We start from the raw sequence: 14100 nt of genomic DNA, 5'->3' as shown, positions 1-14100 counted from the left end.
TGGTAAATTACGACTCTACAGTCGCACCTCTCATTACTGTTATTAAAGTACCTTCGCAATCATAAACTGCAAATAAAGGATTTTCTGTAACGTACAAAAATCTACAAGTTTGGGCATCTGATTCCGCAATATTCACGAAAAACGACCCAAAAAAGCCAAAGGCTAAGATTCCGATTTTTAAAACAGATCTTTTCATTATGTTTAAGAATTACCAAGAACCAAATTTGGTTCTCTATGAAAAATACCCTAATCGGCCGATACCTTGATGTTTCGTTGGTCAAGCTAGTTCAAAAAAAAAAACGCAAGACTTAGTATTAAATGTTTCTTTTTACAACTCTTAACTTCTTGATTTTCAATGTAAAAAATTTATAACCTTAGTTTGAATAGGTTTATTAAATTACACTAGCCCCTCTACTTCAACCACTTACCTACCAGGTTCCAGATCCAGTCTATGGTTCGTTCCGGTACATGGATGGCTTCCTCATACCACCTCAATCTTAAAGTCCCAGGAGCATCTCCGTCAAAGTGATGAAATAAACGATTCATTTCTTCGATGGAAGATACCTGCACCGTTACTTCGGCTATTCCATCATCCCGCATATTCAGCTTAGTAGCCGCACTTCGGGATAAATCAATAATCCTCCTGGAGGTCTTGGGAAGACGGTCATTGATCCGAACCCATACGCTGTCTCTGGTATCAACACGGGTTACTTTTACCCAAGTACCAAATGGCAAGTATTTGTGGGCTGCAGTCAAACTATCCATATGGAAAATTTCTCCATTGGCAGTTTTGCGCAAGTGAAATTTCTTGCCATAAAAACTCGCCCAACCCGTCTGAATTCTTACCGGATCCGGTGACTGAGCCCAAGCAGAATAGCTTAGCCCTATGCTCAACAGTAAAACCACCCAATAGCGCATATCCAAATTTATCAATTCGCCTGCATATTCAACAAAAGTGCCAATTATTGTCAATTAGATTTCCCAACTTGGACTAAGACTTCCCTTGAGTTATCTTAGTAATTATTCTTTTTCAGGAGAAAATAAGATAGGATTCTCTAGCCCTACTTTTATATCACTCTTCTGTCAAGCAACCCGGAAACTCAGAAAAATGCTAAAAATACTCCATACCGCTGATTGGCACTTAGGGAAACGACTACAAGAATACACCCGGATAGAAGAACAGAAATTGGTATTGGATGAAATCATCCAAATCGCTGATCAGGAAAAAGTTGATTTGGTTTTGCTTGCCGGTGATATTTTCGACTCCTTCAATCCATCCCATGAGGCGGTAGAATTGCTGTACAAAAGTCTCCGCAAACTTTCCAACAATGGCCATAGGCCCATTTTTGCCATTTCTGGAAATCATGACAGCAATCAATTTATTGAAGCTCCTGACCCGCTAGCCCGAGAAATGGGTATATTTTTTTACAGCCGCTTTGATTCAGTCATTCCAAAAGGAAAAATCGAATCTGGACTAGAAATTATAAATTCTGAATCTGGCTTTGTGGAATTTTCCATACCAGGTCATTCCATCCCAATCAGATTGATTTTGGCTCCATATGCAACTGAACTGAGCCTCAAAACCTACTTGGGAGAAGGCGATAGAGAGAAGGAGTTCAGAGCTATCCTAAGCGAAAAATGGAGCAATCTTGCAGATCGCTACTGTGATGAAAATGGAATCAATTTATTCATGGGTCACTTCTTTTTCATCCAAGAGGGTCAGCCTATTCCTACCAATGCTGAGCCCGAATCAGAGCGTCCCATTTTGCACGTAGGAGGCACGCAGGCATTATTCACCCAACAAATACCTCCCCAAATGCAATATGCCGCTTTAGGGCATTTGCACCGCTATCATGCAGTAAGCCAAAAGCCTTGTCCTGTGGTCTATGCTAGTTCTCCCTTGGCCTACTCTTTTTCAGAAGCAGATCAGGAAAAAAAGGTAGTAATTATTGAGGCGGAAGCCGGCAAACCGGTTAGCTACACCCCCATTGAATTGAAAAAAGGCCGCCCACTTTATCGGGTCAAGTTTGAACAATTGCAAGAAGCCTTACTTTGGCTGGAAAAACACCCTTATTGCTTTGTGGAGCTGACTTACGTAACCGAGCAATCCATCGATGCCAGCACCCGGAAAGCACTTTTGAAAGCACATGACGGAATAGTCAATCTGATTCCCCAAATCAAGAACCCAAGAGCACAAGAAGATCTCAGTCTCAAGGCGGAGGACTTAGAGAAAGATATGTTGGCCTTATTTCAACTATATTATCAAAACAGCAAAGGACTGGAAGCCAATGAAGAGCTCATGGAAATTTTTAAAGAAATCATCTCAACAGAAGAAAATTCATGATTCCGGTAAAACTAGAAATCCAAGGTCTATATTCTTACAAGGAGCCACAAACTGTGCATTTCAATCAGCTCACCGGGGCTGGATTATTCGGTATTTTCGGAGCAGTAGGCAGTGGCAAATCTTCTATTCTGGAAGGTATTTTATTGGCACTTTATGGCAGCACAGAGCGATTGTCCGATAGAGGGGAGAAAGGCTCTATGCTCAACCTTCAAAGCAATCATTTAGTAATTAACTTCGAATTTCTCGGAGGGAAAAATAATCAGCAAACCTTTCTTGCCCGATATGCAGCCAAAAGGAACAGCAAAGACCCTGAAAAAGTAGATCCCGCAGAGCATACTTTTTATGAAAGAATTCAGGGAGAGTGGATTCCGATAGAATCTGAACCCGAGCGACTCGTTGGGATGAAAAAGGAGCATTTTAAGCAGACCGTCATTATTCCACAGGGAAAATTCCGGGAGTTTATTGACCTGACTCCAGGCCCACGAGCCGAAATGATGAAAGAACTCTTCGGATTGGAGCGGTTTGACCTATCCGGGAAAACTGCCGTCCTTTTCAGAAAAGTGAAAGATGAAAAAATCCGGATTGATACTCAACTACAAAACCTAGAAGGCTTTCAGGAGGAACTGCTGGATGAGAAAAACAGCGAATTACAGCAGATACAAACTCAATTGAAAGAAGCTTCTGCTCAGGTAGATTTTTTATCAAAGCAGGTAAAAGAGCGGGAAAAGTTGCAGGAAAAATTCAGTGAATGGAAAAAGTTTGGAGAACGGAAGCAGGAATTGATCCAGCAAAAACCTGAAATTGAAGAAAAGAGACAGCTTCACAAGGAATTTATCCTTGCTAAAACATACTTGAGACCAATTTGGAACCAACTCAAAGAAACCAAAGCTGATTTTGAGAAATTTCAGGTCAGTATGAATGAAAGCGAGGGCTTTAAAAAGACTTTCAAAAAAACGATAGACCAACTCATTCAAGAAGAGCAGGAATTAAAAGTAAAAAATCAGCAAAGGCCCGAAAGAGAGAGTAAAGTACGGGATTTGAAAAAAGTGATTGAGCTGAAAAACCTTCATCAAAATTTGGCAGATGCAAAACAGAAAATTCAAAGTTTGGAACCCAGCATTCAGTCTTTGAAAAGTGAGCAATCTGCGCTGGAAAAAAACCAGGAAGAATTAGAAGCTCAAGCTGCCCAACATACAAATCCTGACACCAACTTACTTTCGGAGTTAAAAACCTCTCTTCAAAGCTGGAAAGATCTGGAGGAGCAAGAAGCCTCTTTGGTAGAAATTCTTACCAATTTTCAGAAAGAAGAGAAGCAAGTCCTTCGGAAATTGGAAGACCTCCAGCATAAAATTCCAGCAAATTTCCACACTCCTGATGCTTGGTTGGATAATCAAAGGAAAACCATCCGGCAGATAGAAGATTCCAGGGAGCAATTGATGAAAAATCTGGGTTTAAATGCCCACGCACATCTTTTGCAAGATGGACAGCCCTGCCCCTTGTGTGGATCCAAAGAGCATCCCAATCCCTTGGAAAGTGAAAAGCAGGAATTGCAGCTTCGAGAAAAAGAGCAAGAGTTAAAATCCGCCAAGGAAGAATCGGAGAAAATACTCTTGATCATACAGCAAAGAAAAGAGGAGCAATTGCATCTGGAAAATCACCAAAATAATATTAAAGTGAGATCCAGTGAGATTGCACAGGTTCGTCAAAAACTGGAGACTTTAAAAAGTAGCTTGGAAAAACATGCTATTCAGACTATTTCTGAGTTGAAAAGTCGAATTGAAGGATTGGCGGCAAGTAATCAAGCCAGGGAAAAGCTTTTGGTACACCTGCAAGAATCCAGAAAAAAATGGCAGGATAACAGAGCTAAGCTGGAAAAGGCCCAACAGGAATTCCAACAAGCCCAAATCAAACATGAGGGCTTGCAGGCTAGTATTTTGACTAAAAAAGAGGAAATCAAAGACCCAACCTTTTGCAAACCCTTTTTCGAAAAAGAAGAAACTGATATCCGGCAGATGATTGCCAAAGTAGAAAGAGATATTGAAAATGCAGTTTTGGAATACGAGGGAAAGCAGAAGCGGATACAGGAAGTACGAGAAAAGCAGGCAAAAAATGAGGCTGATTTCGTCAATTTTCAAAATCTATGGAAGGCCAGTCTTTCAAAAATTGAAAAATTAGAAACGGAGTATGAGGAAGCCAAAAAACAGCATGGCTTTGAAAATGAAGAAGAATTAATTCGCCTCTATGAGCATTCACTGGATGCTGAAAAAGTGGCAAAGCAGATTCAGCAGTTTGATCAGCAAATGGCTTTGGTCGAATCCAGAATTCTGGAACTGGAGCAAATCAAAGAGTTGAAGAACTTTAAAGAGGAAGAGTTCCTCCAATTAAATGCGGAGTTACAGCTAAAAAAATCTGAAGAGGAAGAAATTCAGCAAACCTTGACTTTACTCAGGGAAGAGATCAAAACCATCTCTGTGAAAATCCAGGAGAAGAAGAAGCTGGAATTGGAGCATGCGAAGCTGGAAAAAAGAGCCGCATACTTGAAGGAACTGGAAGGATTATTCAAAGGAAGTGGGTTTGTGAAATATGTGAGTTCAATCTATCTGAAGGAGTTGTGTCATACTGCCAATCAGCGATTTATGAAGCTCAGCAAAAACAGTCTGAGTTTGGAGATTGACGAAAACAACACCTTCTGGGTGGTGGATTATCTCAATGGAGGGAAAAGGCGTTTACTCAAAACTCTTTCCGGTGGACAGACTTTTCAGGCTTCCTTGTGTCTAGCTTTGGCCTTGGCTGAGAAAGTAAAGGCTTTGAACCAAGCAGATCAAAGCTTCTTTTTCTTGGATGAGGGCTTTGGAGCATTGGATAGAACTTCCCTTCGGGTGGTGTTTGAAACGCTGAAGTCTCTAAGACATGAAAATAGAATTGTCGGCATCATCAGCCATGTGGAAGAATTGCAGCAGGAAATCGGTGCCTTTGCCCAAATAGTGCTTGATCCCGAAAAAGGCTCCAAGGTTAGTTATTCGTTTTAGATCTGATTTTGGGTCATTAATGATTTTCCACCACATAGATACATAGCAAACATTGTTTTGGTTAGTTTTTAACCTTTTCAGAATTGAACTTAATGTCAGGCTGAGCGCCTGCCTGACGACTAGTCAGGGAGTCGAAGCCCTTATTGAAACTTTATAATTTTTCCACCACAGAGGGAAAATGATTTTTGATTTACGATTTACGAGCAACATTGAAAGTGTAAGCGTTAGATATACCGTTCAACCATTCATCACCATCTGAATCCCAAAAAATGGTAAAAGATCAGTGACAAAAGATATCAGCTTTGAATTCAGGCGCGAGTCAATTCCCCCTTTGAGAAAAAGCCTCATTGGGAAAAAACATTAATTCAAATGGGGTTAGGGGGATTTTGATCTTTATCCTCAAAACGAAGGGTCAACCATTATTAGACTTTTTTTTATCTACAGAGGTCACAGAGAAAACTCAGAGAACCTCAGAGGGTAAATATGATGAACCTTCTTTTTTAACCGAATTTTTTCATACTTCAGATTTTTGATTTCAAACTTTTAGAGAAAGCTTCGTTCCTACGGATGATATATTCGATATGGGTCAGTCCGAGCGGAGTCGAGGACCCTTCGACTCCGCTCAGGGTGACCAAAACAACGACTCCAATATTTATATCTACTATATTAAATATTTGATTTTCAATATTTTAATTCTATCAGTGACAACTTTATTTGTGGCTCCCGAACATTTTAATCTTGTTGAATTTCTTTGCTTCTTCTATCCTTTGCGGGAGAAAATAAACGCAGCGTCGCTGCGTCTCTGCGAGCTTTTTTTAACCACAGAGTTCACAGAGGAACGAGATTTTGAAATCTTAATTTCGCTTTAAAAAATCAAATCGCTTCTCCGAAGCTCTGATTCTGAATCAACCCACCAACTACAATCAGAGCGCCTCTCTGAGGCTTGAAAAATATAACTATTCGAAGCGCCAGAGGCGCGTTTTGATTGTATCAATAAATTTGAACAGAGAACCCAGAGCACCAGCGGTGCGATTTGAAATGTTTTGCAAAAACTTCTTTGCTTCTTCTATCCTTTGCGGGAGAAATAAACGCTGCGTTGCTGCGTCTCTGCGAGCTTATTTTACCGCATAGACACATAGAAAAGATAGTATTGATAAGCTATTTTCAGATTTCTTACTTCAGACTTAAGATAGAATTTACAGTGACGCTACCGCATAAAAACAAAAAAGTCTCAAAGCATAACTCTGAGACTTTTTGAATTAAGAAAACCAAGTAAATCTAGTTTTGGGAGAGTAGATGCTCATTCACCCACTCCAATTCTTCTTCCCGAATCGTATGCTCAGGATCATCGAAAATCAATGTTTTTACATTCGCCCCCATTTTTTTCAATAGTTGCGCAGATTCCTCAATTCGAGTTAAAGGGACATGAAAATCGCGGTTACTACTTCCTATAAAAACAGGAGTTCCATCAAAATTCCCTTTATATTTTTCAGGTTGTAATTTTTCTCCAATCAAACCTCCTGTAAATGCGACCACACCACCCAACTTTTGGGCATTTAGCGCAGCAAACTCCAAGCTCAGACAAGCTCCTTGGGAAAACCCAATTAGGTATATTCTTTCCGTGGGAATTCCTTTTTTCACAATTTGATCGAAAGCTTTCTGAATTTTCCCCAAGGATTTTTTCAAGGACTGCTGATTGCTTTCATCAGGAGCCATAAAGCTGTAAGGGTACCAAGTATTGCCCTCAGCTTGTGGAGCCAGAAGTGCAAAATCTTTTAATTTCAAATAGGATTTCAAAGAGATAATACTTTGAGCACTTGCGCCTCTGCCGTGGATTAGGATGGCGGCACTTGATGCTTCTTTTAAGTCCTTACCTGCTTGAATCAAATCAGTCATATTTAGATGGGTTTAAGGATACCGGAGCCAAGCTTTTTTCAATTCTGTCTCTTGAAGGTTCTGCCCAGTCTGGTAGTTTCAACAATTCCCCCAAGTGAGCTTCCTCCTCGTCAATAGCAAATCCAGGTTCATCAGTGGCGATTTCAAATAACACCCCACCCGGCTCTCTGAAATAAATGGATTTAAAATAGTTTCGGTCTTTCACCTCGGTTACTTGATAACCATGCTTCAACAGAATTTGCTGAATCTCCAATTGAGTGGATGTATTTTCGGTTCTAAATGCAATGTGATGCACGGTTCCAGCACTTTGCATACCTCGGTTGCCATTTGGTTCCACTACGATATCTACAATATCACCTGGTTTCCCTTCAGTTCCGTATCTGTAGCGGTTACCTTCCTCCCCGATCAAGCGATAATTCATATGTTCGGTCAAAAGTTTAGCAGTTAATTCCTTAGCTCTAAGCAATAAGGTCGCACCGTAAAAGCCTTTGATACTATGCTCTTGGGGAATTGCTCCATAAGACCATCCTGGCCTATCGTCCTGATCATTTGCAATCAATTCGATTCCCATTCCGTCGTGGTCTTCGAATCGGATCAACTCATGACCAAATCGGGTTAATGTATCGGAAATGGCGATTCCATATTTAACCAATCTTTCTTTCCAATAAGCTAAAGAATTGCTTGAGATTGAAAATGCAGTGTAAGTGAGCTCACCAGTTCCTTTGGTTCCTTTTCTCGCACCTGTAAATGGGAAGGTAGTAAATACAGTACCTGGCTGTCCTAATTCATCACCAAAGTAAAAATGGTATACATCTGGAGCATCAAAATTGATGGTCTTTTTGACCAGTCTCAATCCCAGTATTCCTGTGTAAAAATCAATGTTTGCCTGTGGATTCCCGGCAATCGCTGTGATATGATGAATTCCTTTGATTAATGGTTTCATGGCGTTTGTGGGTATTGTGGGTAATTTTTAATTGAGGCTGTCTCATAAATGTTAAATGTCTCCTTTCAAGAAGTCGAAATGACTTAAATATCTTTGATTAGCCTTCGACTCCGCTTAGGCAGACAGGACAAACTTTTTTGAGACAGCCTCTGAATAGTTGGTTTAATATTCAATTAGGCAGAAGCTTCTTCAGCTACAGCTTGTTTTACTAGCTGCACGCTCAATAAAAGTCTTACTTGATCGCTTACCACCACATTTCCAGCTTCAGTTACAGCAGACCAAGTCAAACCGAAATCTTTGCGGTTTACTTTTCCTTCAATTTCAAAACCTGCTTTTGTCTGTCCATAAGGATCACCTGCAACTCCACCAAAGTCCACATCAAGCTCTACTGCTTTAGTGGTTCCTCTCATGGTCAAGTCTCCTACTAATTTGTAATCACCACCGTTTTTCTGAACGGTTCCTTCGAAGGATAGTTTAGGATGGTTTGCTGCATCGAAAAAGTCTGCTGACTTCAAGTGGTTATCTCTATCAGACTGATTAGTATCAATACTGTCAATTTCTGCAGAGAAATTTACTTTAGCTCCGTCAAAATCATCGGAATTAGATTCTGCAGATCCTTCAAACTTTTTGAAATAACCTGTCACGGTAGAAATTACCAAATGCTTTACTTTGAAAGATACTTCGGAATGGGTTGGATCAATTGTCCATTTAGCTGTGCTCATTGTTTTGTAGTTTAAGTTTAAATTTGAATTGTATTTACATTTTATGTATAGACATCTTTTTGGGGAAAAATTTTTAGCCTCTCAGCTTATCCAATAAATCATTCAACTCATTCACTTCCTGAGTGTTTAAATTCACGATTTGTTGGTTAAATTCCTCCACTTGCTTTTCAAGCTCATTTAATACAGATAAGCCTTTTTCCGTGATGACAATATCAACTTGTCTGCGATCTGCCGGACACTCTTCCCGCTTCACCATTCCTTTATTCTTCAATTTTTCTACTAATCTGGATGCATTGGACATTTTGTTCAACATCCTATCCTGAATAGAAGAAACTGTCAAAGGCTTTCCATTTTGGCCTCTCAGAATTCTCAGCACATTATACTGCTCAGGTGAAAGATCCTTAGGCTTGAAAAGACTAGCTTGGGCCGTTACCAAATAACTATGGGTGTATAATAAATTTACCACCAGCTTATTGTAAGGGTCCTTGAATTCTTTTTGTTGTATTGCCTCTTCTATCTTTACCATTTCTTACATCTGTATTTAATGTATATACATGTAAATATATGAAAAAGTTTCAAGATTTAAAAAAAAATTATTTTTTGAGCTGAAGAGGAGTAGAAATTCAGCTGTTAGAAACGTAGTAAAAAATCGCTTAGGTTATCCTTCCTTTCCAGCCCCAATTTTTTCCTTACTCTATACCTGCCTATTTCTACCCCTCGCACAGAGATGCCCAAGAGGTTAGCAATCTCTTTGGTGTTCAGATTCATTCTGATATAGGCAGCAAACTTAATTTCCTGCGGAGTCATGTCGGGATATTTTTCTTTAAGCCTAGTAATAAAGTTTCCATGAACCTGATCAAAGTTTTCCGAAAATTGAGTCCATTCATCTCCGGTCTCTAAATCCTTATCAATTGACTTGATCAATTTTAGAAGTTGTGAATTCAGCTGTCGGCTTTTTTCATCCTTGGTAATATTTTTCAAGGTGTTTTTGATGTTAGACAGCAACTGGTTTTTTTGGATCAAATGCATAGCCGAAGAAGTCAGCTCTTGATTTTTATATTCGATTTCATTTTGAAGCTTTTCATTTTTTAGCTTCACGATCTCTTCTTCCGTTCTTTGAGTAATGGATTTGATTTCAGAATCCTTCTTTTTCAAGGCTTGATTTTGCTCTTGTTCCAATAATAGGGTTTCTTCTTTATGCTTTTTATCCAACCATCTGAATGCCAGATATAGCAGGAAAATTGTTCCAAAAGTGTAAAAGAGATAGGCCAAAACGGATCTATAAAATGGAGGAGCTACCGTGAAACTGAATCTGATTTCCTCCGTGGGTTCCTCAAAAATATTTTTGGCTCTTACTACAAAATGATAAGTCCCCTCCCTTAGGTTGGTATACTCCTTTTTGTTTTCGTAGCCCCAAGCCGACCAGTTTTCATCGTAGTTTTCGAGCTTATATTGATAAAGCACCTCTCTCCCACTTTCATAATGCGGTGATACAAATTCGAAAGAAAAGGAGTTTTGACTGTATTTAAATTTTTGATCCTGAATAGCTTCAAGTGGATGCTTGTCATTTTCATGTCCTGAAAATATCAAGGAATCCTTTTTACCGGAATTGATAATTTCTTTGAATAATATTTTTGGCTGAACTGTCCTTGGAATATCTTTTTCAGGGCTGTAATGAATAAATCCCTGCTTTCCTCCAATCAATATATTGTGGTTATCCAGTACAATTATATTAGCTAAATCATCATTCCAATAACTTCTGATTTTATTGAAGGAAGAACTGTGATTTTCAAACTTATTGTTGGCTTGGAGTTTTAAGACACCGAGTTTATTCTGTTCTATATAATAGATGTTACCCAATTCATCAGATTCCATATCGACCATAGTTGCCTGTTTGGTCAACACATCTCCGTACTCTACACTGGGTTCAAATTTATCCTCGGTCTCATTAAATCTATAAAATCCTCTGTCGGCAGTAAAAATCAATTGGTTCGAAATCTTGAACACATTTATTAATACATCTGAAGGAAATCCACTTCTACTATCGTATCTCTTACTGGAAATTACCTCGGTGAAGTTCTCATTGAATTCCAGTTTAAATACACCTTTATACCCGTGCGCAATCCAAAGTTTATCTCCATCAAACTCAAGGATTCTTGAAGATTCGCTAAATCCCTTAATTTTTTGCTTAAACTCTAAGCTTCCATTTTTCCATTCAAACAAGAAAAGGCCTGTGTAATTTCCCTGGATCACCAAATTGGGCTGACCAGGCGGAGACTTAAAAGTCCAAGCCCCATTTTCATCAAAGATCTTTCTTGCTTTCCCTCCCTCTACGATAAAAGTACCGTTATGATGTCCCACTAACACTTTCCCGTTTAGCTCCTGAATGGTGTAAACTTGCCCCGATGTTCCACCAACAAAATTTATCTTTCCCTTTTCCCACTTGAAAAGACCATTATTTGTCCCTAGGTAAACTACATCATCTTGTAACAAAGCAGTGTAACCAGACCCCGAAAGGCCCATTCTGTCATCAATGAAAGTAAAAGGAGAATTTAAGTCTACCCTTGCTACTCCATTATTCATTGCCAGCCAAAGCCCACCGTTAATGTCCTCGTAGATATAATTGATTGTCAGATCCATCAGGCCTGACTCCTTATCTAAATGAAGAACCAGTTCTCCATTTTTTTCAACGATAAACAAACCTGCGTTCTGAGTTCCAATAGCGATATTCCCATTTCTCAGGCGGGTGCTATAATTGATCAGGTAATCATTTCTCCAAAAATCACCTTTAAATTGAAATGGATTGATTGATCCATTATTATATAAAAAAGCACCATATTCTACTGTAGCGATTAATAAGCTACCCTTTTCATAGTTCAGGACATTGGCAATTCGCTTTTCTTTAAAAAAATCCCCATTTCTCACCAATTCGAATTGAGTCCCTTTCAAAACAGATAAGCCACTTTCCATTTGAAAAGTATAGAGCAGGTTATCTACCTGAAAAGACTTTTCCAACCTGCTATCCGGCTGAATAATATCAATTGAATTTCCATCATAAACATAGATCCGCTTAAACGTACAGAAGTATATTTTATCTTCTATTTCATAAACCTTCCAAGTTTCATCAAAGTCTCGAACTTCATCCGGCAAACTATCTGCCAGAGAAGTATATAGCAACTGCCCCCTTTGATCTGGTGTTATGAAACCAAAATCAGCCTGGCTTCCTACATAAATTTTCCCATCTTTTCCGAAATGGGCAGACCTTACCTTGGTATTATTTAATCCATAACGAGTCCAAGCCCTTCCATCAAAGACCAGTAAACCCATATTATTGGCTACATAAATCAGTCCTTTATCGTCTTGAATGATATCCCAATTTTGGATACCAGCTTTATAGGTTTCTGGCCCGTAATTTGAAATAAAAGGAAGGCCCTTGAAAGAATTATTTTCCTGTCCAAAAAGGTGATTATCCGTAAAAAGCAAGGCAATAAGGCTCAGCAAGCAATATAAACCGACTTGCTTAACTCTATTTTGAAAGGAAAAAGACATTGAGAAGGCATTTTGGGTAGATTGCGAAAATAAATTTCAGCCAAAATCCTTAAATTATAGTCAAATAGCAAGATTTTTTAAAATTTGATGAATTTTTGATGTATTGAAAAATTCTCACAGATGAAATGTTGTAGCATTCCTTTTTTTGCATTCACAAAGCAAAAAATAGACATTAGGTCAAAAAAATAGACCCATGAAAAAAGTATTACTCAATTTAACATTGATTCTATTGTCCGTGATGGCTATTTCATCATGCGACAATGGCTTTGCGGATGTGGATGTGATTGACACTCCACCTACCATTACACTAGGTAGCATTACTAGCGGTACGACAGAAGGACAGGATTTCAAAATTAAAATCACGGTTTCTGACGGTGTTGAGGGGAGCACAATTAGTGCATTAAGAGACCTTACTTATACAATTACTAGCGGCGGGGCTACAGTAGCATCCGGAACAGAAGCTTTAACAGGTGATAATCAAGTTATCGATTTAGTGATTTCCGGTGGTTTCCCTGCTGGCGATTACAACTTTGATGCAGTGGTTACCGATACAAACGGAAATTCCACGGCCGCTAATAGATCATTTACAGTTGCTTCCTTAAAGCCAGCCTTTGATATCACAGGCGCTTGGACAATGGAACCAGTAGCTGGAGCTATGAAAGTTGGTCCAGCTCCTGGCGATGGTCAGTGGTGGACTAGTGGAGCAGGTGAAGTAACAGCAAGAGCATGCTTCTTCGATGACGTCTACACTTTCAATGCTGACGGCTCATTTGAAATCGATATGGGAGCTCAAACTTGGTTAGAGCAATGGCAAGGAGTTGCCAATGATGGATGCGGCGCGCCAAAAGCACCATTCGATGGAAAAGGAACTTACTCTTACACCTACACCTCTACTGCCCTTACACTAGTAGGTAAGGGAGCACATGTTGGTCTTTCCAAAGTGAATAATGCAGGTGAAATCTCTAATGGTGTTGCTATCGCAGATGAAATTGCATATACAATCGTTGAACAAACAGAAAGCAATGGAATCAGAAGAATGACCTTGAGAATCGAGGCCGGCAGTGGAGTTTGGTGGGATTTCAGATTAATCTCCGGTACTCCCGCAACTGCTAATTCTGTTGTTGGAAACTGGAAAATGGAACCAGTGGCTGGCGCATTGGCTGTAGGATCCTCTGAAGGCGCATCAGATTATTGGGCTAATGGAGCTGGTGATGTAACAGCGAGAGCATGTTTCTTCGATGATGTTTACACTTTCAATGCTGACGGAACATTCACTATGGATATGGGCTCTCAAACTTGGTTGGAAGCTTGGCAAGGAGTAGCTGCTGATGCTTGTGGAGCACCAATAGCTCCTCATGATGGAAAAGGCTCATACACCTATGAGTTTGCTGGCGGCAACCTAAAAATCATTGGTAAGGGTGGTCACGTTGCACTTGCGAAAGTTGTCAATGGAGCGGAATTACCTTCAGTAGGTGTACCTGATGAAATCACTTATAAGGTAGCAAGCCTTACTGAAGAAGGTGGTAAGAAGAAAATGACTCTTCACATTGAAGTTGGAGGCGGTGCTTGGTGGACATTTAGATTAGTATCTGAATAATTATAAATTGAGAATGTCTG

General features: G+C 39.5%; 10 protein-coding genes. 3 read left to right on the top strand and 7 right to left on the bottom strand.

All coding sequences use genetic code 11. The features are described from left to right. Positions 1-7 precede the first annotated feature (7 nt). The gene (locus tag BM073_RS08085; RefSeq protein ID WP_091652985.1) at positions 8-196 is read right to left on the bottom strand and encodes a hypothetical protein; all 189 of its coding nucleotides are present in this window, start codon (positions 194-196) and stop codon (positions 8-10) included. Between the two features lie 215 nt (positions 197-411). Next, positions 412-918 (bottom strand): septal ring lytic transglycosylase RlpA family protein, encoded by a 507-nt coding sequence (locus tag BM073_RS08080; protein ID WP_091652983.1) that lies wholly within the window; start codon positions 916-918, stop codon positions 412-414. A 190-nt stretch (positions 919-1108) separates the two neighbouring features. On the opposite strand from BM073_RS08080, the gene BM073_RS08075 reads away from it, so the two are divergent. Together BM073_RS08075 and BM073_RS08070 are read left to right on the top strand one after the other, a co-directional pair. Next, the gene (locus BM073_RS08075; RefSeq protein ID WP_091652980.1) at positions 1109-2344 is read left to right on the top strand and encodes a metallophosphoesterase family protein; all 1236 of its coding nucleotides are present in this window, start codon (positions 1109-1111) and stop codon (positions 2342-2344) included. Further along, a complete protein-coding gene (locus tag BM073_RS08070) occupies positions 2341-5373 on the top strand; it encodes an AAA family ATPase (protein ID WP_091652977.1) in 3033 nt (1010 codons plus the stop codon). Before BM073_RS08075 ends, BM073_RS08070 begins: the two co-directional genes overlap by 4 nt. A 1278-nt stretch (positions 5374-6651) precedes the next feature. Here BM073_RS08070 and BM073_RS08060 read toward each other — a convergent pair. The 5 genes from BM073_RS08060 to BM073_RS08040 all read right to left on the bottom strand — a co-directional run bounded on the left by BM073_RS08060 (position 6652) and on the right by BM073_RS08040 (position 12483). After that, positions 6652-7269, bottom strand: a complete 618-nt coding sequence (locus BM073_RS08060; protein WP_091652973.1) for an alpha/beta hydrolase — start codon at positions 7267-7269, stop codon at positions 6652-6654. Next, a complete protein-coding gene (locus BM073_RS08055; protein WP_091652970.1) occupies positions 7262-8212 on the bottom strand; it encodes a ring-cleaving dioxygenase in 951 nt (316 codons plus the stop codon). Before BM073_RS08055 ends, BM073_RS08060 begins: the two co-directional genes overlap by 8 nt. Before the next feature lie 173 nt (positions 8213-8385). Next, positions 8386-8934, bottom strand: a complete 549-nt coding sequence (locus tag BM073_RS08050) for a YceI family protein (RefSeq protein ID WP_091652968.1) — start codon at positions 8932-8934, stop codon at positions 8386-8388. Between the two features lie 73 nt (positions 8935-9007). Continuing rightward, positions 9008-9460: a MarR family winged helix-turn-helix transcriptional regulator gene (locus tag BM073_RS08045; protein WP_091652965.1), complete on the bottom strand. Its 453-nt coding sequence runs from the start codon at positions 9458-9460 to the stop codon at positions 9008-9010. Positions 9461-9564: 104 nt separating this feature from the next. Beyond that, positions 9565-12483 carry a ligand-binding sensor domain-containing protein gene (locus tag BM073_RS08040; RefSeq protein WP_091652962.1) on the bottom strand — a complete coding sequence of 973 codons (2919 nt, stop codon included), beginning with the start codon at positions 12481-12483 and terminating at the stop codon, positions 9565-9567. A gap of 193 nt (positions 12484-12676) precedes the next feature. On the opposite strand from BM073_RS08040, the gene BM073_RS08035 reads away from it, so the two are divergent. Continuing rightward, on the top strand, positions 12677-14080 hold the full coding sequence (locus tag BM073_RS08035; RefSeq protein WP_139217465.1) for a hypothetical protein: 1404 nt from the start codon (positions 12677-12679) through the stop codon (positions 14078-14080). Positions 14081-14100 lie beyond the last annotated feature (20 nt).

The organism is Algoriphagus ornithinivorans (genome assembly GCF_900115305.1).
Taxonomy (GTDB): domain Bacteria; phylum Bacteroidota; class Bacteroidia; order Cytophagales; family Cyclobacteriaceae; genus Algoriphagus; species Algoriphagus ornithinivorans.
The sequence above is the reverse complement of the archived record's forward strand: the minus strand, read 5'-3'. Positions and strand labels throughout refer to the sequence as shown.

Coding starts and splice junctions, on each gene's coding strand:
- BM073_RS08085 (WP_091652985.1), bottom strand. CDS start 196: ATGAAAAGATCTGTTTTAAAAATCGGAATCTTAGCCTTTGGCTTTTTT.
- BM073_RS08045 (WP_091652965.1), bottom strand. CDS start 9,460: ATGGTAAAGATAGAAGAGGCAATACAACAAAAAGAATTCAAGGACCCT.
- BM073_RS08055 (WP_091652970.1), bottom strand. CDS start 8,212: ATGAAACCATTAATCAAAGGAATTCATCATATCACAGCGATTGCCGGG.
- BM073_RS08060 (WP_091652973.1), bottom strand. CDS start 7,269: ATGACTGATTTGATTCAAGCAGGTAAGGACTTAAAAGAAGCATCAAGT.
- BM073_RS08070 (WP_091652977.1), top strand. CDS start 2,341: ATGATTCCGGTAAAACTAGAAATCCAAGGTCTATATTCTTACAAGGAG.
- BM073_RS08040 (WP_091652962.1), bottom strand. CDS start 12,483: ATGTCTTTTTCCTTTCAAAATAGAGTTAAGCAAGTCGGTTTATATTGC.
- BM073_RS08035 (WP_139217465.1), top strand. CDS start 12,677: ATGAAAAAAGTATTACTCAATTTAACATTGATTCTATTGTCCGTGATG.
- BM073_RS08075 (WP_091652980.1), top strand. CDS start 1,109: ATGCTAAAAATACTCCATACCGCTGATTGGCACTTAGGGAAACGACTA.
- BM073_RS08080 (WP_091652983.1), bottom strand. CDS start 918: ATGCGCTATTGGGTGGTTTTACTGTTGAGCATAGGGCTAAGCTATTCT.
- BM073_RS08050 (WP_091652968.1), bottom strand. CDS start 8,934: ATGAGCACAGCTAAATGGACAATTGATCCAACCCATTCCGAAGTATCT.